Origin of the sequence: Amycolatopsis sp. AA4 (assembly GCF_002796545.1) — a bacterium.
Taxonomy (GTDB): Bacteria; Actinomycetota; Actinomycetes; order Mycobacteriales; family Pseudonocardiaceae; genus Amycolatopsis.
Genome location: NZ_CP024894.1, coordinates 8,239,739 through 8,260,981 on the forward strand (window position 1 = coordinate 8,239,739; position 21,243 = coordinate 8,260,981).

The window sequence follows — 21,243 nt, forward strand, 5'->3', positions numbered from 1 at the left end:
GGGAGACCGCGTTCAGCTTGGGGTCGTCCGGCAGCAGGGGGATTGCCGCCCGCCATCGTCCGGACGGCCTCGGAATCGGGGTAGAGGGTCACCTCGAAGGCCACGTCGACGGGGTGCGTGCGAACTCGATCGAGAGCACGTCATCGGCGGCGAGCACGACTTCCTCGCCATAGGGTTCGACGTTCCAGGTCCGAGGTTTCTCGTCCTTGGTCACCCGGAGCTTGATCACCCGAAGCATGGTCGCCTGGAGCCGCAGCATCGGCAGCGTTCAGCCAGCGAACGCCGCCCCGTCGATGTCCGTCACCACCAAGCGGATGCTCGCGTCCGCCCACTCGGTTCCCGCAAGCACCGCACGCACCCGGGCCTCGGCGGCCGACAGCAACGGCGGCAGCGGCAACCGCAACGCCACCACCCGGATCTCCACCGAATCCGACGTCAGATCCACCGCTCCGCCGGCCGGATCGGTCCGGAGCCAGCTGATCTCGGCGGCCACGCTCGTCGCGGGGCGGAGGCCGTCGAGGGCGGACAGGGCGTCGGCGATCGTTCCGGCCAGCGAACGCGGATCGGTCACCGCCGCCCCACTTCGATGTCCAAAATGGACACCCGGACGGCGTCCACGGAACGACCGGTCTTCGCGAGGACTTCCCGGAACACCGCCCGCTGCACCGCGCGGCCCACGGCGGCGGCCTGGTCCGCACCCGAGACGACCACGTCGACCTCGACGGTCAGGCGGTCTTCGTGGGCGCGGACCCGGACCCCGTCCGCGGGGGCCGGTTCCAGGCCCTTCCAGCGCTGCCGGGCTTCGCGAGCCCAAGCGGTCGCCAAACCCCGCAGGCCCGGTTCCAGGCGCACCACCCCGGCGGTTTCAGCGGCCGCGCGGGCGGCGACGCTCGCGATCACCGGGGCGGCGATCACGTATTCGGCGGTCATTCCCCGTCCTCGTACACGTCTTCCACCAGCAGATCCAGGCTGACCAGCGAAATACCCACCCGCGAGGTCGCGGCAGCGGTCACCAGTTCTCGTACGCGGGCCAACGTCTCAGCGCCGCTGGTGTTCCCCAGACGCGCCGCGAGGGTGAGTTCGACCTCCACCTGAGCCGCGCCAGAGGCATCGACACCGACCTTTCGCACCCGCACCCGGCGGGCGCGGACGTTGCCCGCGGAGTCGGCCGCATAGCGGAGCACGACCCCGACGGCTTGCTCGCTCACCTCGACTGAGCCCGGTTCGGCGGCGGGAAGATCCAGCATCTGACCGCGGCGCACCTCGGCGCGGACGGCCGACATGATCCGGCCGAACAGGTCCGGCGGGGTCGGGTCGGGCTCGTCGATCAGCTCCTGCGTCGCCGAGCGCAGCGCCAGCAGGCTTTCCCGCGCGGTACGGCAGTGGACACAGTCCGCCTGGTGCTCGTCGGCCTCGTCCAGGTTCTCCCAGAGCGTTTCCAGTTCCCGGCCGCACGGCAATTCGTAGTCCTGGTTCACCTCCACGGCTTCATCACCTCCGCCAGCTGCGCACGGGCCCGGGCAATCCGCCCCCGGACCGCGGTGGGGTTCGCGCCGACGATCTCGCTGATCTCGTCGTACGACCGGCCGTGCACTTCACGCAACAGCCAGCACGCCCGTTGCTGCGGGGTGAGTGTCTGAAGCGCCTCGTCGAGCGCCGCGAGCTGGCCGCTGACCTGGGCCGCGTGCTCGGGCTGCGTGTCGCGGCGCGGCGATTCGGCCAGGTCGAGGTCGACGTCGGCCTGCGGGCGGCGCGCCCGGATCACGTTGAGGCAGCGGTTGGTCGTTCCTCGGTACAGCCAGCCGACGAACGCGTTGTCGTCGTTCAGCTGTCCCAGCTTCCGCCACGCGCCGAGGAACGCTTCCTGCACTACGTCCTCGGCGTCGCCGCGGTGATGCAGCATCTTCAGGGCGAGCCGGAACATCGGGCCCTGATAACGCCGCACGAGCTGCTCGTACGCGTGCACATCGCCGTCTCGCGCACGGCCGACGAGGGTGGCGTCGTCGAGCGGGACACTTGTCGTGGTCACGGCACCCCCTTCCGTCAGGGGGACACCGGGAGGCGGGCATTCGTCACGCACGCATTGTGGGTGACTGTGCTCACTCTCGCTCGGGCAAGCGCTCAGCTGAGCCCGAGGTCGTCCTTGTTCAGCAGGTACCGGTATTCGAGCCCGGCCTTCTCGATGGCTTCCCGCGCACCGGTGTCGCGGTCGACGACCGTCGCGACGCCGACCACGGTGGCCCCGCCTTCGCGCAGCGCCTCGACCGCGGTGAGCACGCTGCCGCCGGTGGTGGAGGTGTCCTCGACGGCCAGCACCCGCTGCCCGCGCACCTCCACGCCCTCGATCCGGCGCTGCATCCCGTGTTCCTTGATCGCCTTGCGGACGACGAACGCGTCGAGCACCACGCCCTCGGCCGCGGCGGAGTGCAGCATCGCCAGCGCCACCGGGTCCGCGCCGAGGGTGAGCCCGCCGGCCGCGACGTAGTCCCAGTCCGCGGTGAGCTGCCGCAGCAGCTTGCCGATCAGCGGGGCGGCCGCGTGCTGCAGCGTCGCGCGCCGGAGGTCGACGTAGTAGTCGGCTTCCTTGCCCGAGGCCAAGGTGACCTTGCCGTGCACGACGGCCAGTTCGCTGACCAGCCTGGCCAGTTCGAGCTTCGCAGTTTGATCCAACCCGGGGTACGCCACGGCCGAGAGTCTTACACACGGCACCGACAACTTCCGCGCGTCACTCCCCGGTCGCGACGGCCGTCACCGGACGCGTCCGCGTCGCCACCCAAGCGGGCAGGACCGCGGCGGTCAGAGCGAGCACGAGCGCGGTCGCGACGATCACCAGGTAGACCGACACCGGCCCCTCCGGAAGCACCCGGCCGGTCGCGACGAGACAGAACGGCACGATCGCGCCCGCCGACACCACGGTGCCCAGCAGGATCCCGATCGCGGCGATCAGCCCGCCCTCGCCCGCGGCCATCCGCAGCACCTGGCCCCGGGTGAACCCGCCGAGCCGCTGCAGGCCGAATTCCCTCCGCCGCCGCGAAGTCGCCATGACCAGCGTGTTCACCACGGAGATCATCGTGTAGCCGACGATCATGCCGACCAGCAGGTAGTTCACCCACGCGCCGGTCTCGTCGCTCTTGGCGTTCGCGGCGGCCAGCGTGCTCCGGTCGCCGACGGACACCGGGAGACCGGCGGTCACGGCGGTCAGGCTCTGGGTCAGCCGGGCCTGGTCGACGCCGGGCGCGGCGCGGACGAGCACCTGCCGGGCCAGCCCGGACGTGGTGTGTCCGGCGAGCAGGTCGGCGGGCAGCAGGAGCTGTTCGGCCCCGGGCCGCTGGTGCACGATCGCGACGACGCGAAGGGTCCGGTCGCTCCCGTCGCCGAGACGGAGCGTGACGGACTCGCCGACCGACCGGGAGACCTCGGCGGTGTCCGGCAACGCGATCGTGTCGCCGGTGAGGTCGGCGAGAGTGCCGCGCACGACCGTCGCGGCGTTGGTCGACGCGTCGGTCAGGCCGAGTGCCGGGTAGCCCTTCTTGGTCTGGTTCTCGTCGAACGGCGCGATGAGGTGCGCCCGGCTGGTGACGTACGGCGAGGCGGCCGCGACGCCGTCCGCGTGCCGGATTCGGTCGACGGTCTCGGGAGAAACGCCGGTTGGGCCCGCGACGACCGCGTCGGCGCGGAGGTCTTCGGCGAAGGCTTGCGCGGAAGCGGCGGTGGTCGTGGTCTGCAGGTAGATGTTGGCGGTCGCGATGCCGACGGCGAGCATGATCGGCGTGACCGCGCCGGCCACCCGGGTGGCGGCGTTGCGCGTGTTGGTGATCGCCAGCCAGCCGGTGACACCGCTGATCAGCCGCATCGGACCCGACAGCAGGATCGCCGTCAGCTTCGTGACGCCCGGGCTGATCATCGCGACGCCGATCGCCCACAGCATCACCGCCGGACCCGCCGTGCTCGCCGCGATGGGTCCCGTCATCACCGCGAGCGTGACGATGCCCAGCGCGGTCCCGCCGCCGAAGCACAGCAACGCGACGATCAGCCGCACCGGAGTCAGCCAGCCGCGCGGCACGGAGGCCTCGGCGAGCGCCTCGGTCGGCCGGATGCGGCCGACGCGGAATCCGGCCACCAGCGCGGAAAGCCCGACCGCGAGCAGCGTCGCGCCCGCCGCGATGAGCATCGGGATCCAGCCCTGGTGAAACTGCACCTGGGGCGAAATGAACCCGCCCGACGTGAACTGGTCGAACAGCCACCGGCCGAACACCGGGCCCAGCGCGGCCGCCACTCCGGTCGCGAGCACGCCGATGACCAGCGCTTCGCCGAGCACCATGCGCCGCAACTGCCGCGGCGTCGTGCCGATCGCGCGCAGCAGAGCCAATTCGCGCTGCCGCTGGCGCACCGACAGCATCAAGGTGCTGGCAATGACGAACACCGCGACCGAAATGGACAGTCCGCCCGCGACACCGGACAGCGGGATCAGCCGACCGCCACTCGCTTGCGCATCCGGGAATTCGGCGAGACCGCGCTCATCCCCAGTCAGCACGGACACCCCCGATCCGAGCTGCAAAGCGGCTGGATTGTCCGTGACGACACCGAAGTAGTCGACCTTGCCCGGGTGGCCGGAGAGCTGATCAGCCACGTCGTCGGCGAAGAACACGTCGGTACTATCCACCGTGCGAGCGACCCGGTAGTGGTTGATCTTCCCTTGCACGGCAAGGTCAACCGTGCTGCCAGCGGACACTCCGCTAGCGGCGGGCAGCACCACTTCGTCGGCACGCGGCGCGGGACCAGGCAGCCGAGCGGACTCCCAACCGTGCGCGACGAGAGGCTGCTTGCCCAGCAAGACCGGGAAATTCACCTCGCCGACCACAGTGGACACACCGGGTGTCGCGCGGATCGTCTCCGCCATCGACCGGTCCAACCGGACCCGCTCCGCCAGCGCGACCGACTGCGTCTTGGGCTTGTCGGAATGCTTGTGAAGTTCGAAATCCTGTTGTCCGGCAACGACAGCCGACGCCCAGGCCAGCCGGTGCGGCGGCGTGGCGGACCGGATCCCGGTCTCCATCAGACCGGCGCAGGCGGACACGATCACCGCGCCGAGGAACGCGGCCACGAACGCCGCGATGAACCCGCCGGTGCGGAAACGCAAGGTGCGCAAGGCAAGACTGAACATCAGAACCCGCCCACCGGCATCCGGTCGGCCCACGCGCCGAGGTGCGTCATGCGCTCGGCCACCGCCGTCGCGGTCGGCCGGTGCAGTTCTCCGGCGACGCGGCCGTCCGCGAGGAAGACGACGCGATCCGCGTAGGAGGCGGCGACCGGGTCGTGCGTCACCATCACGACGGTCAGCCCGCCGCGCACCGATTCCGACAGCAGGCCAAGGATTTCCGCCGCGGTACGCGTGTCGAGCGCGCCGGTCGGCTCGTCAGCGAAGAGCACCGCCGGACGGCTGACCAGCGCGCGGGCGATCGCCACCCGCTGCTGCTGGCCGCCGGAAAGCTGGCCCGGCAGGTGCTTGCGCCGGTCGCTCAGCCCGACGTGCCCGAGCATCTCGGCGACGCGATGCCGGTCCGCGCGACGGCCGGCCAGCCGCAGCGGCAGCACGACGTTCTGCTCGACAGTCAGCGCGGGCAGCAGGTTGAACGCCTGGAAGACGAACCCGACCTTGTCCCGGCGCAGCTTCGTGAGCTGCGTTTCGGAGAGCTTGCCCAGTTCCTGGCCGTCGAGCTGGACCGAACCGCCGGTCGGCCGGTCGAGCCCGGCCGCGCAGTGCAGGAACGTGCTTTTGCCCGAGCCCGACGGGCCCATCACCGCGGTGAACCCGCCGCGCGGGAACGCGAGGCTCACCCCGTCCAGTGCCGTCACCCGGCCGTATTCCTTGCGGACGGATTCAAGCCGCACCGCTTCCCCAGTCGCCATGGGGAAAACGCTATGGCCTGCCGGGAGAAAACACCCTGGGGCGCACCCGCACCTGAGGGGTAGGGCTGCCCCTACCCCTCAGGTGCGGCGGCGGTTGCCGAACCCGCCGGCGAGCTTGCGCAGCACCGGCCGCGGCAGCAGCCCGCCGATCCCGACCAGCGCTTTGTACTGCAGGCTCGGCACCGAGAGCACCTTGCCGCGCCGCAGGTCGGCGAGGGCTTCGTCGACCACCTGGGCCACGTCCAGCCAGAGCGCCTTCGGCCCCTCCCGCCGCAGGCCGGCGCGCTCGTGGAACTCGGTGTAGGTGAAGCCGGGGCACAGCGCCATCATCCGCACGCCCTTCGGCAGCGACATCGCGATGCCCTCGGTGAACGACGTCACCCAGTTCTTGCTGGCGGTATAGGTCGAGCCGCGGCCCGAGAAGAAGCCCGCGACGCTGGAGACGTTGATGACGTCGCCGCGTCCGCGTTCGACCATGCCCGGCAGCGCCGCCCGGGTCAGCTGCAGCACGGCGGTGACGTTCACGTCGAGCTGCCGCTGCAGGTCCTCGGCCGGGATCTCCCAGAACTCGCCGCTCAGCCCGAAACCCGCGTTGTTGACCAGCAGGTCGATCGGCTGGGTTTCGAGCAGCTCGGCGACCCGGCGGCGGCCGTCCACTTCGGACAGATCGGCGGACAGCACGGTCACCTCGACGCCGTGCCGCGCGCGCAGCTGCTCGGCCAGCGCGGCCAGCCGCTCCTCGTCCCGGGCGACCAGAACGAGGTCGCTCTTTTCAGCGGCGAGCCTTCGCGCGAATTCCGCGCCGATGCCCGCGGTGGCGCCGGTGATCAAAGAAGTGGTGGTCATGTGGGTGAAGCTACCCGTTTTTCAGCTGCGTTCGCCCTGGTGGCGCAGTATGGTCCGGCGCATGGGCAAGCACACCAAGCGGACGCCCGGATATTTGCCCCGGATGGCCGCCGGTGCGGCGCCCCTCGCTCTGTTGCTCGCCGGCCCGGCCGCGGCGCTGGCGGACACCCCGCGCGGGGGATTGCCGCTCGACCTGCACCAGCACGGTTCCTCCTCCGACCTCCAGTTCACCCGCGACGAGACGGTCACGACGCACGAGCTGCCCGCGTCCGCCGCGTCGAACCTGCACCAGGCGCTCGCTCCGGACGCCGCCGGGCAGTCCCAGAACCACGACCTGCGTCTCGGCGACACGGCCCGCGCGGTCACCGGCAACGACCTCGGCGCGCACCACACGCAGCCGTTCGGCGGGGCGCACGTGGCCGGTCTGGACCAGTCGATGCGGCACGGCGTCCAGCTGCCGCACGGCGTTGACGCGCTGTCGGCCAGCAAGACGGCAGCCGAGACCGGGCTGGCCGGCCGGTTCTCCGGCGACCTGATGAGCGGCACCCGCGTCGAACGCACCTCCGCCGACGCCGTCGACCTCGGCCCGGCCGGCTCGGTGGTCGCGAACTCGGACGAGAACGTGCTCGGCCAGTTCACCGGCAAGCTCGACGTGGCGCGGCTGGAGTCCACCGAGCGGCACAGCGTGTCCGGCGACCTCGGCCCGGTCCACACGCTGGCCGCGACGAGCCAGTCGACCGCCGAACGCACGGAGGGCTTCCACGGCGAACTGTCGGCCGCGGACCTCGCGGCGGCACGGGCGAGCAGCGCTTCCACTCTGGGTGTTCCGGTTACGCGGAGCCAACACGTGGGCGCCGAAGTGCTGGGAAATCCGGTCATCGACCACGGATGGACAGTTTCCGGACCGCCGTTCACGTTTTCGCCCGGCTGAGTTCATCGAATCGCCGGGTCCGCTTTCGGCAACCGCGTCCGGACCGTTCCCGGATCGTGAAACGGCCTCCCAGCCGAGCCGTCGTGAGCTGCACCGCTTCACCCGTTCGCCGTAAACGGGCCCCGGGTTCCTTTACCCACCGTGGTTATTCGGCGGCGAATGCCCGGCTCGACCAGGTAGGGCCGCCCCCGGGAGAGTCCCCAGCGGGAGCCTCACATCCGCTTGGATAGCCTGCGGGGCGTGGTCGACCTCGAATCCGTTGCCGCCGACAAGGCGTCGCCGACAGCTATCGGCAAGAGCCAGGCCGGGCGTCGGGCTCGGTTGCTCGCCGCGGTTTTCGGGATCGCCGGCGCGATTCTCGCGATCGCGGTCCCGTTCCTGCCCGTCACGCTCGAGCAAACCACCCTCGACTGGCCGACCGCCCAGGGCACCAGAGCGGTGTCCGCCCCGCTGACCGCCCAGGCGCCGATTTCGCTCGACGCGAAGGTCCCCTGCGCGACCGCGCGGGCGCTCGACGCGCGTACCGACGGCAGCGCCGTGCTGTTCAGCACTAACCCGCCGAGCTCCGGCATCGGCGCCGTCACCGGGATGGCCCTGCAGGTCGGCGACGGTCAGCTCACGCTCTCCTCACAGGGCCAGCAGCTCGGCGCGGCCCCGCTCGGCGAGGGCGACTGCACGATCACCGTGCACTCCGACGCGCAGCACACGACCGCGTCCGTCGGCGGCACCCGGCTGGCGGACGTCAGCGACGACCACCGGCCGCAGCTCACCGGCTTCTTCTCCGACCTCACGAACCAGGACGACACGCACGGCCTCTCGGTCTCCGCCCAGGTCGACAACCGCTGGGCCAGCACCGCGACCGGCATCAAGCTCGCCGCCATCGCGCTGTCGGTGCTCTGCTTCATCGGCGCGGTGCTCGCGCTGTACCGCCTGGACCGGCTTACCGGCCGGCGCGCGCCCCGGCTGGCCGCGCGCGGCTGGTGGAAGCTGAAATTCCTCGACATAGCCGTGCTCGGCACGCTCGTCGTCTGGTGGCTGATCGGCGCGATGACCGCCGACGACGGCTACTTCACGACCATGGCGCGCGTGCGCGGCGACGCCGGGTACATCGGCGAGTACTACCGGTGGTTCGCCGCGCCGGACGCGCCGATGGCGTGGTTCGTCGACGTCTACGCGGCGATGACCAAGGTCAGCTCGCTGACGCCGTGGATGCGGCTGCCGTCGCTGCTGATGGGCGTCGCCTGCTGGATGCTGATCAGCCGGGGCGTGCTGCCTCGGCTCGGCAGGCAGGTGCGGATCAGCAGCGCGGCCGGCTGGGCGGCGGGCGCGGTCTTCCTCGCCTTCTGGCTGCCCTACGACAACGGCCTGCGCCCGGAGAACCTGGTCGCGCTGCTGTCGCTGATCTCGATCTGCACCGTCGAACGCGCGGTGGCGACCCGGCGGCTGGGCCCGGCGGCGATCGGGCTGACCGTCGCGGCGCTGTGCGTCTCGGTCAACCCGCACGGGCTGATGGCCGTGCTGCCGTTCGTGGTCGGGCTGAAACCGCTGGCGAAGATCGTGCTGCGGCACGCGCGCCAGTTCGGCTGGATCCCGGTGCTCGCGCCGATCGCCGCCGCCGGGCTCGTGATTCTCGCGCTGATCTTCTGCGACCAGACCCTGCGCGGCGCGCTCGAATCGGTACGGCTGCGGTCGTCGCTCGGGCCGACCGGGTCCTGGTACGACGAACTGGACCGGTACTCGATGCTGTTCAGCAACGGCCCGGACGGCTCCATGACGCGCCGGTTCCCGGTGCTGTTGATCTTCCTGTGCCTCGCGACCTGCGCGGTCGTGCTGCTGCGGCGCGGGAACATCCGCGGCGCCGCGCTCGGCCCGAGCCGCCGCCTGCTCGGCATCAGCGCACTGTCCTTTGTGGTCCTGGCGGTCGCGCCGACCAAGCACACGCACCACTTCGGCATGCTGGTCGCGGTCGGCGGCCCGCTCGCCGCGCTCACCGCGTTGTCGACGAGCACGACGGTGCTGCTGTCGCGCCGCAACCGCGCGGCGTTCTTCGCCGGCTTGATGGTGATCGTCGCGCTGGCCTCGACCGGGCCGAACGCCTGGTGGTACGTCTCGGCGTGGGGCGTGCCGTGGTTCGACCTGCCGCCGCAGATCTTCGGGATCAAGCTGAGCACGATGGCGCTCGTGGCGGCGGCGGTCGCGCTGGCGGTCGCGGCGATCGAGCACATGAAGCACAACGAGCACGAACCGTTCGTGCCGCCCGCGCCGGTGCCTCGGTCCGACCTGGAAAACCGCGGCCGGGCGCTGCGTCTCGGGCTCGCACCGCTGTCGACGGTGTGCGCGATTCTGGTACTGTTCGAGATCGGCAGCATCGCGAAGGGCATCCAGAAGCGCTGGGACACCTACAACATGGGTGCCGACAACATCCGCCAGCTGGCCGGGCAGAGCTGCGGGCTGTCGGATTACATCAAGGTCGAGCGCGATCCGAAGGCCGGGCTGCTCGAAGCCGCGCCGCAGCAGCCGCAGAACGCCGCTCCGGGCTGGCAGGTGCCGTCCGACGCCGACCACGGGACCACGCCGAAGGACTGGCTGGCCAGCACCCAGAAGGGCTTCGTCACCAACGGCGGAATGCCGTCGGACGACAAATGGAAGCCGCCGTACGATTTCGGCAAGGACGACGCGCCCATCTGGGGCAGCTACCACAAGTCCGGCGACGGCGCGGGCGACCTGCGCACCCAGTGGTACTCGATCCCGGAACGAGCCCGCGACGGCTCGGTGCCGATCGTCGTTTCCCTCACCGGCAAGGCGGAAGACCCGAACTCGCTGACCGCCGAATTCGGCAAGAACACCCCAGCCGGTTTCCAGGTGCTCGGCCGCGAGCAGCTCGAAGCGAAGAAGAAGAACACGGAGTGGCGCGACGCGCGGGTCAGCGTGCCCGAGGGCGCGGACCAGGTGCGAATCGTGGCGAAGGGCCGCGGGCTCGGCAACGACGGCTGGTTCGCGTTCAGCGCGCCGCGGGCCCCGAAGATCGCGAAAATGACCGACGTGGTCGGCCAGGACCCGGTCTTCCTGGAGTGGGCCGCCGCCGCACAACACCCGTGTCTGCGCCCGTCGTCGATCCACAACGGGATCGCCGAAATGCCGAAGTACCGAATCAGCGCGGGAGACGACCTGCGCACAGTCGGCCGCTACTGGTCCTCGCCAGCAGGCGGCGGCCCGTTCGTGTGGATGGACGCGAGCACCCAGATGGAAGCACTGCCGACGTACCTGGAAGGCGACGTCGACCGAGACTGGGGAACGCTGTACGAAGTGAAGCCAGAGGTCTCGAACGCCCTTCCGGCCTCGGCCGCACTGCACCAGAAGTCAGTGACGCACTCCGGAATCTGGTCGCCAGGCCCGCTGGCCAAGCCCGCCAACCCCACCGGCGAGTCATAAAGCAGCGAATGCCGTGAGGGGAACCCTGAGGGACTCAGCTTGGGTTCTAGTGGTGGTTGCAACGCCTGAGTTGTGCAGGGGTTGCAGTGGTCGTGGTCGGGCGTGGTCGGGCTCCGCGGGGCCGGGTGAGGCTGGCGGCGGAACGCCGCCGGTATTTTGATCTTGTGGCAGAGGGCGTGGGCACGGTCGAGGCGTGCCGCAGGGTCGGGGTCGACCGCAGGACCGGGCACTATTGGCGGCACGGGCGGCCGAGCCGCGCGGGCGCGAACGCGGCCGCGTGCCCGGCCCCGCCCGAGCCGGACCCGGGCCGGTTCCTGTCGGTCGAGGAGCGGATCGCGATCGCGGACGGGCTGGCCGCGGGCCGCTCCCGGCGCGCGATCGCGGCCGAGCTGGGCCGCAGCCCGTCCACGGTCAGCCGGGAGATCGCCCGCAACGCCCGCCCCTGCGGCGAATACCGGCCCCACGCCGCCCACGACCTGGCCCGGGCACGCCGCCCGCGGCCGAAAACCGGCAAGATCGCGGCCTGCCCCGAACTGCGGGACCGGGTGCAGGCGATGCTGGACGACAAATTCAGCCCGGAGCAGATCGCCGCCCGGCTGCGCCGCGACCACCCCGACCGGCCGGAGCTGCACGTGACCCACGAAACGATCTACCAAGCCCTCTACGTCCAAGGCCGCGGCGAACTGCGCCGCGAGCTGGCCCGCGCCCTGCGCACCGGCCGCACCACGCGCAAACCCCGCGCCACCGGCGAACAACGCCGGCCCCGCTTCGCCGAACCCATGGTCATGATCAGCGACCGGCCCGCCGAAGCCGCCGACCGCGCCGTCCCCGGCCACTGGGAAGGCGACCTGATCATCGGCAAGGACAACGCTTCCGCCATCGCCACCCTCGTCGACCGCTCCACCCGCTACACCCTGCTCGTCGCGCTGCCCGACGGCCGCGGCGCCGACGCCGTCCGCGACGCCCTCGCCACCGCCGCCGCGACCCTGCCCGCGCACCTGCGACGATCCCTGACCTGGGACCAGGGCAGCGAAATGGGCCGCCACCACGAATTCACCGTCGCCACCGGCATCCCCGTCTACTTCTGCGACCCCCACAGCCCCTGGCAACGCGGCAGCAACGAAAACACCAACGGCCTGCTGCGCCAGTACTTCCCCACAAGCACCGACCTGTCCCACCACACCCCCGACGACCTCGCCGCCGTCGCCGCACAACTCAACCGCCGCCCACGCAAAACACTCGGCTGGGACACCCCAGCCGAACGCCTCGCTACACTCCTCACCGAAACCAGTTGAACCACCCGCGTTGCAACAACCCCTCGAATCCACCCAGAGTCCCTCAGGGTTCCCCTCACGTCACTAAACCCGCAGCCAAACCACCCAAACAGCGAGGCACCCAGCCCTCCCCCCAACCCCGATACGAAGCCTCCCTGCGGCTCGGGGGTGCTTGTCAAGGCGGGAAAGATGCCTTGACAAGCACCCCCGAACCGTCAGCACAATCAACCTTCGGGGTGCCCCACGCACCCACCGGAAGCTGCGATGTCGCCCCCAGGCGACGAGCAGCGATACCGAGCAAACTGCTCATTCATAATCAAAAACGCCCCCAGCCCATGGAAGTCATTGGTCACCCTCTTCCGCCCAAAGTAAAACGCGAGATCCCCAACATTCGTCCCCTCGCAAATGTCAGCAATATTCGTCACCCCATCCGCCCCGACAGACACCTTCTGCAACACCCCCGCATACCCCCGCTGAGCGACCGAGGCATACGAAGCGGGCAAATAACCGCGCTCGATCCCCCGGGAAACGGTGAACGCATACATCGAAGACGCGGACGTCTCCAACCAGTTCCCGGCGTCGGCACCATGGTCAACCACCTGATACCACCGCCCAGTCCGCGGATCCTGGAACCGGCGGTAACCGTCGGCAAGAAACTGAACGATCCCGACCAACTCCGCCCGCCGCGGATGATCACCAGGCAACACCTCAAGGACGTCAATCGCCGCCATCCCAAACCACCCGACCGCCCGAGCCCAGTGAAAGCCGGAGTGCTTGCCAGGCCCAGTCGCCCACGGCTGGGAACCACTTTCGTCATAGGCGTGATAAATCAGCCCCTTAGCAGGCTCCTTGAGGTGTCCGAAGTAGACGGACAGGTTCTTGGCGGATTCCTCGTAACAGTAGGCCGGATCGCCGAAAACCTTGCCGTACAAGGCAAGAAACGGCTGCGCCATATAAACCCCGTCGCCCCACAGCTGATGCTGGCGGCTGACCGCGTGCCACATCCCGCCGTCGCTCGTGCGCGGGTAGGTCTCGAAGCGTTTGCGCAGCTGATCGGCGGCTTTGCGGTACTTGGCGTCGCCGGTTTCGTTGTACAGCAACGGAAGCATCTGGCAGGCGCGCATCGAGTCGAGGCTGCTGAAGCTGTTGGAGATGCCGTCGGCGGTGATGAAACGGTCGTACCAGGCGATGACGTAGTCGAGATACTGCCGCTCCCTGGTACGCCGGTAGAAGAGGTACTGGCCGTAGAAGTAGAGGCCGAGCGGATAACTCCACCCACCGATAGACGCCGGCGGGTAGCGCTTCATAGTGGAGTCGATGACGGCGCGGGACCAGTCGCGCGCGGTGCGCGCCGCCGCGGCCCCGGGCAGCGCGAGCGCGCCGAGCGCCGCCGCGGTCCCGGTCAGCACCGATCTTCTCGAGAGGGACATGCGGGGTCCTTCCTGCTGTCGGCGGCGGCGGGAAAGGCTGTCGAACGACCTCTACTCGCTGCCGGAGCGCTCCGGCAAGGTTCCTGTCCGGCTTGTCCGGCGCGATCGCCGGATAGGCGCAACGGCCCGTCCGGTCAGCGGGAACCCGTCCGCAATGGACACCCGAGCCGGGCGATTAGCCGATTTGTCGACGCGACCTGGACGGTTCCGGCCAAACGGGGCGCGCCGACACGGTGTTGCCGTCCCGGGAGGAGGGCCCGGCAGCGATACCCTGACCGGCGTGGGTATCTCGGCGTGGATCTGGTTCGTCATCGCCGCCGTCGCGCTGGTGGCGGGGCTCGGCCTGCTCTTCGCGGACCGGGCCAAGGAAGGCTCGCGCAACCGTGAGCGGCAGCGCTGGGCCCAGTTGCGCGGCTGGCAATTCGTGGAGGAGGACGAACGACTGCCCCGGCAGTGGTCGGGGGGCGCGATCGGCTACTTCGGAGCCGACGCGGCGGTGAACGTCGTCGCGGGCTCCACCTTCACCTCCGACGGCCGCCGTCCGGTGTTCATCTTCGACATCGAGTCCCAGGGCCAGGTGCCCGCGGTGGTCGTGGCCGTGCGCTGCAACAAGACGCACCGGGTGCCGGTCGAGATGTGGCTGTCGAGCGTGCCGTTCCAGCGCGAGAACATGCCGGAGATGCTCGGCCCGATCGGCCAGCGCTACGCCTTCGCGGACGATTCGGAGGGGGCGCGCCAGGTCATCACCCAGGACCTGGTGGACGCGGCCGACCAGCTCGGCGGCGACGTCGGGGTGGCCTGGCTGGAGAACGAGTGGGTCCTGGCGAGCGTCGTGCCGGGCGCCGGGCCGTCGCGGCTCGAGCGGCTGCTGCGCGACCTGGGCGAGATCGCGGACATCGTGGACCCGTTCGACGAGGACTACGACTCGAACCGGACGTGGACGCCTTCCGCGGGCACCCCGGCCGCGCCGCCTGCCCCGCCGGTCCCGACGACCGCGCCGTCCCCGGCGGACACCACGGCGACCCGGCCGGTCGACACTCGCGCGGTGGAGACGTCGGCCCCGTCCCCGGCGGACACCCGGATGACGGAACGGCAGCCTTCTCCGCCCGCGCCGCGGACCCCGCCAGGCCGGGGCGAGGTTCCGCCGCCTCGGCCGGTGGAATCGGATCGCCCTGAGGACGCCTCCTCCTGAAGACGAAAACCGCCCGGTCGCGTTTCCGCGGCCGGGCGGTTTTTTGTGCGGCGACCTGCGTCAGGTCAGACCCGCGACACCTTCAGCGTGTCGCCGGTCTCCAGCTCCGGCAGGTCCACCCGCACGGTGTCCCCGTCCCGGACTTCACCGGACAGCAGCTGCTTCGCCAGCTGGTCCCCGATCGCCGACTGCACCAGCCGGCGCAGCGGGCGGGCGCCGTAGATCGGGTCGAAGCCGTTCAACGCCAGCCACTCCCGGGCGCCATCCGTGACCTCGAGGTGCAGGCGACGCTGGGCAAGGCGCTTCGCCAGCCGGGCGACCTGGATGTCCACAATGGACGTCAGCTGCTCGGTGCCGAGCGCGTGGAACACCACGATGTCGTCCAGCCGGTTCAGGAACTCCGGCTTGAACTGCCGCTGCACGACCTCCATCACCGCGTCGCGGCGCTGGCGTTCGTCCAGCGCCGGGTCGGCGATGGCTTGCGAGCCGAGGTTCGACGTCAGGATCAGGATGGTGTTGCGGAAGTCCACCGTCCGTCCCTGGCCGTCGGTCAGCCGCCCGTCGTCGAGGACCTGCAGGAGCACGTCGAACACGTCCGGGTGTGCCTTTTCGACCTCGTCCAGCAGCACCACCGTGTACGGGCGGCGCCGCACGGCCTCGGTCAGCTGGCCGCCCTGGTCGTATCCGACGTAGCCCGGGGGAGCACCGACCAGGCGGGCCACCGAATGCTTCTCGGAGTACTCGCTCATGTCGATGCGCTGCATCGCGCGCTCGTCGTCGAACAGGAACTCCGCCAGCGCCTTCGCCAGCTCCGTCTTGCCGACACCGGTCGGGCCGAGGAACAGGAACGAGCCGGTCGGCCGGTCCGGGTCGGCCACGCCCGCCCGGGCGCGGCGCACGGCGTCCGCGACCACCTGGATCGCCTGGTCCTGGCCGATGACGCGGCGGTTCAGCTCCTCCTCCATCCGGAGCAGCTTGCCCGTCTCGCCTTCGAGCAGACGCCCGGCGGGAATGCCGGTCCACGCGCTGACCACGTCCGCGACGTCGTCCGCGCCGACCTCTTCCTTGAGCATGACGTTCTGCTTGCTGGCCTCGTTCGCGGCCATCGCGGCCTCGAACTCCTTTTCCAGCGCCGGAATCCGGCCGTACCGCAGCTCGGCGGCCTTGCCGAGGTCGCCGTCGCGTTCGGCGCGTTCCGATTCGCCGCGCAGTTGCTCCAGCTGCTCCTTCAGCTCACGGACGGTCTCGATCGAGCCCTTCTCGTTCTGCCAGCGGGCGGTCAGCGCGGTGAGTTCCTCGCGCTTCTCGGCCAGTTCGGCCCGCAGCGCGGTCAGGCGTTCGAGAGAGGCCGCGTCGTCCTCTTTGGACAACGCCATCTCCTCGATCTCCATGCGCCGCACCGCACGCTCGACCTCGTCGATCTCCACCGGACGCGAGTCGATCTCCATGCGGATCTTCGACGCGGCCTCGTCGACCAGGTCGATCGCCTTGTCCGGCAGGAACCGCGCGGTGATGTAGCGGTCCGAGAGCGTCGCGGCGGCGACCAGCGCGGCGTCCGTGATCCGGACCCCGTGGTGCACCTCGTAGCGCTCCTTCAGCCCGCGCAGGATCGCGATGGTGTCCTCCGGCGACGGCTCGCCGACCAGCACCTGCTGGAAACGGCGTTCCAGCGCCGGGTCCTTCTCGATGTGCTGGCGGTACTCGTCGAGCGTGGTCGCGCCGACCATCCGCAGCTCGCCGCGGGCGAGCATCGGCTTGATCATGTTGCCCGCGTCCATCGCGCCCTCGCCGGTCGCGCCCGCGCCGACGATCGTGTGCAGCTCGTCGATGAACGTGATGACCTCGCCCGCGGAGTCGGTGATCTCCTTCAGGACCGCCTTCAACCGCTCTTCGAACTCGCCGCGGAACTTCGCGCCGGCGACCATCGACCCGAGGTCGAGCGCGACGACTCGCTTGCCGCGCAACGATTCCGGCACGTCGCCCGCGACGATCCGCTGGGCGAGGCCCTCGACGATCGCCGTCTTGCCGACGCCCGGTTCGCCGATCAGCACCGGGTTGTTCTTGGTGCGCCGGGAAAGCACCTGCACGACGCGGCGGATCTCGGTGTCGCGGCCGATGACCGGGTCGAGTTCGCCCGAACGGGCCCGCTCGGTGAGGTCGACGCCGTACTTCTCGAGCGCCTTGAACGTGCTTTCGGGATCCGCGCTGGTGATCCGGGCCGACCCGCGCACCTTCGCGAACGCCTCGCGCAGCGCGTCCGGCGTGGCGCCGTGCCGCTTCAGCAGATCCGCGACCTGGCCGCCTTCGGTGGCGAGGCCGACGAGCAGGTGCTCGGTCGACACGTACTCGTCACCCAGTTCGGTGGCGAGCTTCTGCGCCTGCGTGAGCGATTTGACCGCGGGCGCGTCGAACTGCGGAGTCGACACGGTCGCGCCGGTCGCCGACGGCAGCCCGTTGATGATCGGCTCGAGCTCCTTGTGCACCGTCTCGGGGTCCGCCCCGACCGCGGTCAGCAGCGGTGCGGTGGTCCCGTCACCCTGCGCCAGCAGGGCGCCCAGCACATGGGCGGCCGATACGTGCGGGTTGCCGGCCACCGTGGCCGCCTGCGCCGCGGACGAAATCGCCTGCTGGGTCTTCGTGGTCGGGTTGAAAGCGTCCATCCCTCACCTCATGCGTTCGTGGAAATACCTGGTGACAGGCCCGACCAAGGCCCATCCACAGATATAACGTCAGCAAAGTTGAGTCTGTTCCGCTCAACTCTGAATTGGTGCCACCGCGGCCGCGGGCAGCCTCGGTCCCAGCCTGCCGAGCCCGAGCGCGGCGAGGCAAGCGCAACCCCCGACCAGAACCCAGGGTAACCATGCCGCTACGGAAAACAACGACACGATCGCCGGAGCGAGCACCTGAGCCACAGTGAACGCGTATTGGAACGCGGCGAGGTAACGGCCCTTCGCTTCGGGGGGTGCGGCGGCCTCGGCGAGTGCGCCGGAGCGTGGACCGAACACCAGGTCACCGGCGGCGAACACCAGCGTGGCGGCCAGCAGATACGGCACCTGCCAGGTACGTGGCACCAGCAGCACGCCGACGCTCGTCAGGCACCACGCGGCGAACAGCGCGGACCCGGCCCGCATCGCGCTGATCCGGGTGAGGCCCCGGGTGAGCCGCAGCGCGATCGTGCCGCCCGCGCTGGTCAGCACGGTCAGCAGGAACAGGATCGCGCCGGGCAGCCAGGTCGGCGCGTGCAGCCGGTCGAGCACGAACACCGGGGTGCCGATGAGAAAGAAGTCGAGCGACAGCCCGAAGAGCCCGCTCAGCAGGATCAACGTCAGGTACGGGCGGTTGCGCAGCACTCCGCTCCGCACGCGCGCCGCGGGCGCGAACCGGCGGCCAGGCGGGATGAATACCGCGAGGAGGCCCGCCGCCGCGAGGAAAGTCAGCACGTCCACGACGAGCGCGACGCTGTATCCGCTGTCGCCGAACCAAGTGAGCAGTGCCGACGACATCAGCCCGCCGAGCCCGAATCCGCCCGCGCGCACCATGCCGACTTCGGCGAACGGCCGATCCTTCGGCACGTCTCCGGCGACTTCGGCGACGAGCGCGAACAAGCAGCTGTAGAACAATTGTTGCCCGGCACCAAGAAGGACGGCGGCGACCACCACTCCGCCGGTGTCGTGCGCGAACAAATACGCGCTGATTCCGGCAGCCTGCAACAGTTGCGCCGCGAGAACTCCGGCTCTCGGCCCAGCGCGATCCACCAGCCGCCCGGCCAGCGGCGGCATCAACAGCCCCGCCGTGGTGCCCACGGTGACCGCGGTGCCCGCTTCGACGAGCGGGATTCCGATCACCCGCGTCACGTAAAGCAGTGCGAGCGGAAGGAAAAGTCCGGAACCGAAGTTGTCGATCCCCAGTGCCAGCAACATCGCGACCCTGCTTCGCGTCACATATTCGACGCTACCTCCGGGGAAGGGGGACGAGGCAGGGCCGGGAGGGCGCATCGGTTGGCGGCAAATGCCACTCCCAGTAGAAAGCTCGTGAGTGTCCGTCGCGGTGCGATCCGGGACAAACACTCACGAGCCCCTTTAGTCGACGCTGAGTGTTCCTTGGTGCTTAACGAACTCTCGCTCGACGGCTTCGCTCAGTTCGACATCATGTTGTGCCGCCGCACCATCGCCGACCGTCATCGGTTCGGCGTGCGGCGTGTATCCGTGCGCGGACACAGTGAGCGTGTACGCGCCCGGTTCGATTCCCGTGAAGCGGTACGCGCCGTCGCCGCCCGCGATGTGCGTTGCGGTGACAATGCCCAGCTGGTCGGTGAGAGTCAGCACCGCGCCTGCGACGACGGCGTGGCGACCAGCGACGCGTACGCGACCCGAGATGGTGCCCTGGCTGTCCAACAGCAAGTCGTGCCAACGCGCGTTGCCGTTAAGCCGCACGGTCGACACGGCGGGCCGCGTCGAACCAGCTGTCGCGAGAAGGACGTGTTCGCCCACAGTGTTCGCCGACAACTCGTACGCGCCAGTACGTCCCGTACGCCCGACATCGACCTGCCGTCCCGCCATATCGGTGAGCGTGAGCACGACACCGGACACTGGGCGCCCAGCCGCGTCGAGAACCCGGCCGCGCAACACGGAGGTCATCTCGACCGGAGCCTCGACCACGGAGACGGCCTCGGCGGAAACCGCGGTCGGTGCCGGCGCGTCCGCGTCGAGGGTCCGGCGCAGCGGCACCTCCTTGATGAACAGCACCGCGAGGAAGGTGACCACGGCGATGCAGCCCGCGACGAAGAAGACCGTGCCGGTCGCGTCGCCGAAAGCCCCGCGCACCACCGGCTGCAGCGCCGGCGGGAGCGACGAGATGGCGAACGTGCCGCCGCCACCGGAAGCCGCGCCGCTCGAGTGAATGCCCAACTGCGAAAGGGAGTTCGCGATGTTCGTGGCCACCCGGGCGGCGAGCACCGCACCGAGCGCGGACACGCCCGCCGCGCCGCCGAGCGACCGGAAGAACGTGACGACCGAGGACGACGACCCGATGTCCTTCATCGCGACCGTGTTTTGGACTACCAAAACCAGGTTCTGCATCAGGAAGCCCAGCCCGAGGCCGACCAGCGCGAGGTAGCCGCCCATCAGCGTCAGGTTCGTCGCGTGGTCCACCGTCGAGAGCAGGAACAGCCCGGCCAGCAGCGAAATCCCGCCCGCGATCATGAACGGCTTGGTGCGCCCGGTGCGGGAAATGACCTGCCCCGCCCCGGTCGAGGCGACCGCGAGACCCAGCACCATCGGCAGCGTCATCAGACCGGCGTGCGTCGGCGAAAACCCGCGGGCGATTTGGTAGTACTGCCCGAGGAACACCGAACCGCCGAACATCGCGGTGCCGACCGCCAGCGAGGCGAGCACGGACAGCGTGAAGGTGCGGTTGCGGAAGAGCCGCAGCGGAACCACCGGCTCCGCGACCCGGGATTCGACGAGAACCGCCAGCGCCAGCGCGACAATCGCGCCGCCGACGTACGCGGCGCTCGACCACGAGACCCAGCCGAAGCTGCCGCCTGCCAGCGAAACCCAGATCAGCAGCAGCGCGACGCCGCCGACCAGCAGGGTCGCGCCCAGCCAGTCGATCCGCACCTTGCGCTTGAGCACCGGCAGCTTCAGCGTCCGGCCGAGCACGACGAAGGCGACGACGGCCAGCGGCACGCACACCCAGAAACACCAGCGCCAGCCGAGCGGCGAGTCCACGATCAGCCCGCCGATCAACGGGCCGGAGACGGTCGCGACGGCGAACACCGCGCCGGTGTAACCGGTGTAGCGGCCCCGGTCGCGCGGCGCGATCATCGCCGCGATGACGACCTGGATCAGCGCCTGCAAGCCGCCGAGCCCGATGCCCTGCAGCGCGCGGTAGGCGATGAGTTCGGGCATCGACTGCGCGATCCCGCCCAGTGCCGAACCGACGGTGAAGACGACGATCGCGATTTGGTACAGCAGTTTCTTGCTGAACAGGTCGGAGAGCTTGCCCCAGATCGGGGTGGTCGCGGTCGACGTCAGCAGCGTCGCGGTGACGACCCAGGTGTACTCGCTCTGCGAACCGTGCAGGTCGGCGAGGATCGTCGGCAGCGCGTTGGACACGATGGTCGACGACAGCAACGCCACGAGCAGGGCCAGCAAAAGGCCGGTGAAGGCCTTGAGGATTTCCCGGTGCGTCATCGGCTGCCCGGTTGCGGTGGTTTCCACTATTCGC

At 70.0% G+C, this 21,243-nt stretch carries 16 protein-coding genes and 1 pseudogene; 4 read left to right on the forward strand and 13 right to left on the reverse strand.

Translation table 11 applies throughout. The features are described from left to right. Positions 1-88 precede the first annotated feature (88 nt). From CU254_RS43385 to CU254_RS38235, 9 genes are all read right to left on the reverse strand, one after another. Positions 89-229 (reverse strand): hypothetical protein, encoded by a 141-nt coding sequence (locus CU254_RS43385; protein WP_158688129.1) that lies wholly within the window; start codon positions 227-229, stop codon positions 89-91. Between the two features lie 39 nt (positions 230-268). Beyond that, positions 269-571, reverse strand: a complete 303-nt coding sequence (locus CU254_RS38200) for a hypothetical protein (RefSeq protein ID WP_009084973.1) — start codon at positions 569-571, stop codon at positions 269-271. Next, positions 568-930: an Asp23/Gls24 family envelope stress response protein gene (locus tag CU254_RS38205; RefSeq protein ID WP_009084975.1), complete on the reverse strand. Its 363-nt coding sequence runs from the start codon at positions 928-930 to the stop codon at positions 568-570. Before CU254_RS38205 ends, CU254_RS38200 begins: the two co-directional genes overlap by 4 nt. Next, on the reverse strand, positions 927-1,484 hold the full coding sequence (locus CU254_RS38210; RefSeq protein ID WP_009084976.1) for a hypothetical protein: 558 nt from the start codon (positions 1,482-1,484) through the stop codon (positions 927-929). Before CU254_RS38210 ends, CU254_RS38205 begins: the two co-directional genes overlap by 4 nt. Further along, on the reverse strand, positions 1,475-2,029 hold the full coding sequence (locus CU254_RS38215) for an RNA polymerase sigma factor (protein ID WP_037716209.1): 555 nt from the start codon (positions 2,027-2,029) through the stop codon (positions 1,475-1,477). Before CU254_RS38215 ends, CU254_RS38210 begins: the two co-directional genes overlap by 10 nt. Before the next feature lie 92 nt (positions 2,030-2,121). After that, the gene (pyrE, locus tag CU254_RS38220) at positions 2,122-2,685 is read right to left on the reverse strand and encodes an orotate phosphoribosyltransferase (RefSeq protein ID WP_037716211.1); all 564 of its coding nucleotides are present in this window, start codon (positions 2,683-2,685) and stop codon (positions 2,122-2,124) included. Positions 2,686-2,725: 40 nt separating this feature from the next. Continuing rightward, positions 2,726-5,149, reverse strand: coding sequence for an ABC transporter permease (locus tag CU254_RS38225; protein WP_199786100.1), 2,424 nt, complete (start codon positions 5,147-5,149; stop codon positions 2,726-2,728). 14 nt (positions 5,150-5,163) lie between these two features. Continuing rightward, positions 5,164-5,910, reverse strand: coding sequence for an ABC transporter ATP-binding protein (locus CU254_RS38230; protein WP_009084983.1), 747 nt, complete (start codon positions 5,908-5,910; stop codon positions 5,164-5,166). Between the two features lie 78 nt (positions 5,911-5,988). After that, on the reverse strand, positions 5,989-6,756 hold the full coding sequence (locus CU254_RS38235) for an SDR family oxidoreductase (RefSeq protein ID WP_009084986.1): 768 nt from the start codon (positions 6,754-6,756) through the stop codon (positions 5,989-5,991). 61 nt (positions 6,757-6,817) lie between these two features. Here CU254_RS38235 and CU254_RS38240 point away from each other — a divergent pair, with 61 nt between their 5' ends. The 3 genes from CU254_RS38240 (at position 6,818) to CU254_RS38250 (ending at position 12,414) form a co-directional block, all read left to right on the forward strand. Continuing rightward, positions 6,818-7,687, forward strand: coding sequence for a hypothetical protein (locus CU254_RS38240; RefSeq protein ID WP_086025029.1), 870 nt, complete (start codon positions 6,818-6,820; stop codon positions 7,685-7,687). 240 nt (positions 7,688-7,927) lie between these two features. Continuing rightward, positions 7,928-11,119: an arabinosyltransferase domain-containing protein gene (locus tag CU254_RS38245; RefSeq protein ID WP_100266987.1), complete on the forward strand. Its 3,192-nt coding sequence runs from the start codon at positions 7,928-7,930 to the stop codon at positions 11,117-11,119. A gap of 131 nt (positions 11,120-11,250) precedes the next feature. Continuing rightward, positions 11,251-12,414 carry an IS30 family transposase gene (locus tag CU254_RS38250; protein WP_286157093.1) on the forward strand — a complete coding sequence of 388 codons (1,164 nt, stop codon included), beginning with the start codon at positions 11,251-11,253 and terminating at the stop codon, positions 12,412-12,414. Positions 12,415-12,617: 203 nt separating this feature from the next. On the opposite strand, the gene CU254_RS38255 is transcribed toward CU254_RS38250, so the two are convergent. After that, positions 12,618-13,823, reverse strand: coding sequence for a glycoside hydrolase family 105 protein (locus CU254_RS38255; RefSeq protein ID WP_037716220.1), 1,206 nt, complete (start codon positions 13,821-13,823; stop codon positions 12,618-12,620). A 280-nt stretch (positions 13,824-14,103) separates the two neighbouring features. On the opposite strand from CU254_RS38255, the pseudogene CU254_RS38260 reads away from it, so the two are divergent. Next, positions 14,104-14,757: pseudogene (locus CU254_RS38260) on the forward strand (hypothetical protein); the annotation flags it as partial. 323 nt (positions 14,758-15,080) lie between these two features. Here the strand turns inward: CU254_RS38260 and clpB are convergent. The 3 genes from clpB to CU254_RS38275 all read right to left on the reverse strand — a co-directional run bounded on the left by clpB (position 15,081) and on the right by CU254_RS38275 (position 21,209). Next, complete coding sequence (clpB, locus tag CU254_RS38265) at positions 15,081-17,675, reverse strand: ATP-dependent chaperone ClpB (RefSeq protein ID WP_009084996.1); 2,595 nt, start codon at positions 17,673-17,675, stop codon at positions 15,081-15,083. A 93-nt stretch (positions 17,676-17,768) separates the two neighbouring features. Continuing rightward, a complete protein-coding gene (locus tag CU254_RS38270; protein ID WP_037716222.1) occupies positions 17,769-18,956 on the reverse strand; it encodes an MFS transporter in 1,188 nt (395 codons plus the stop codon). Positions 18,957-19,094: 138 nt separating this feature from the next. Continuing rightward, positions 19,095-21,209 (reverse strand): MFS transporter, encoded by a 2,115-nt coding sequence (locus CU254_RS38275; protein WP_009085000.1) that lies wholly within the window; start codon positions 21,207-21,209, stop codon positions 19,095-19,097. Between the last annotated feature and the right edge of the window lie 34 nt (positions 21,210-21,243).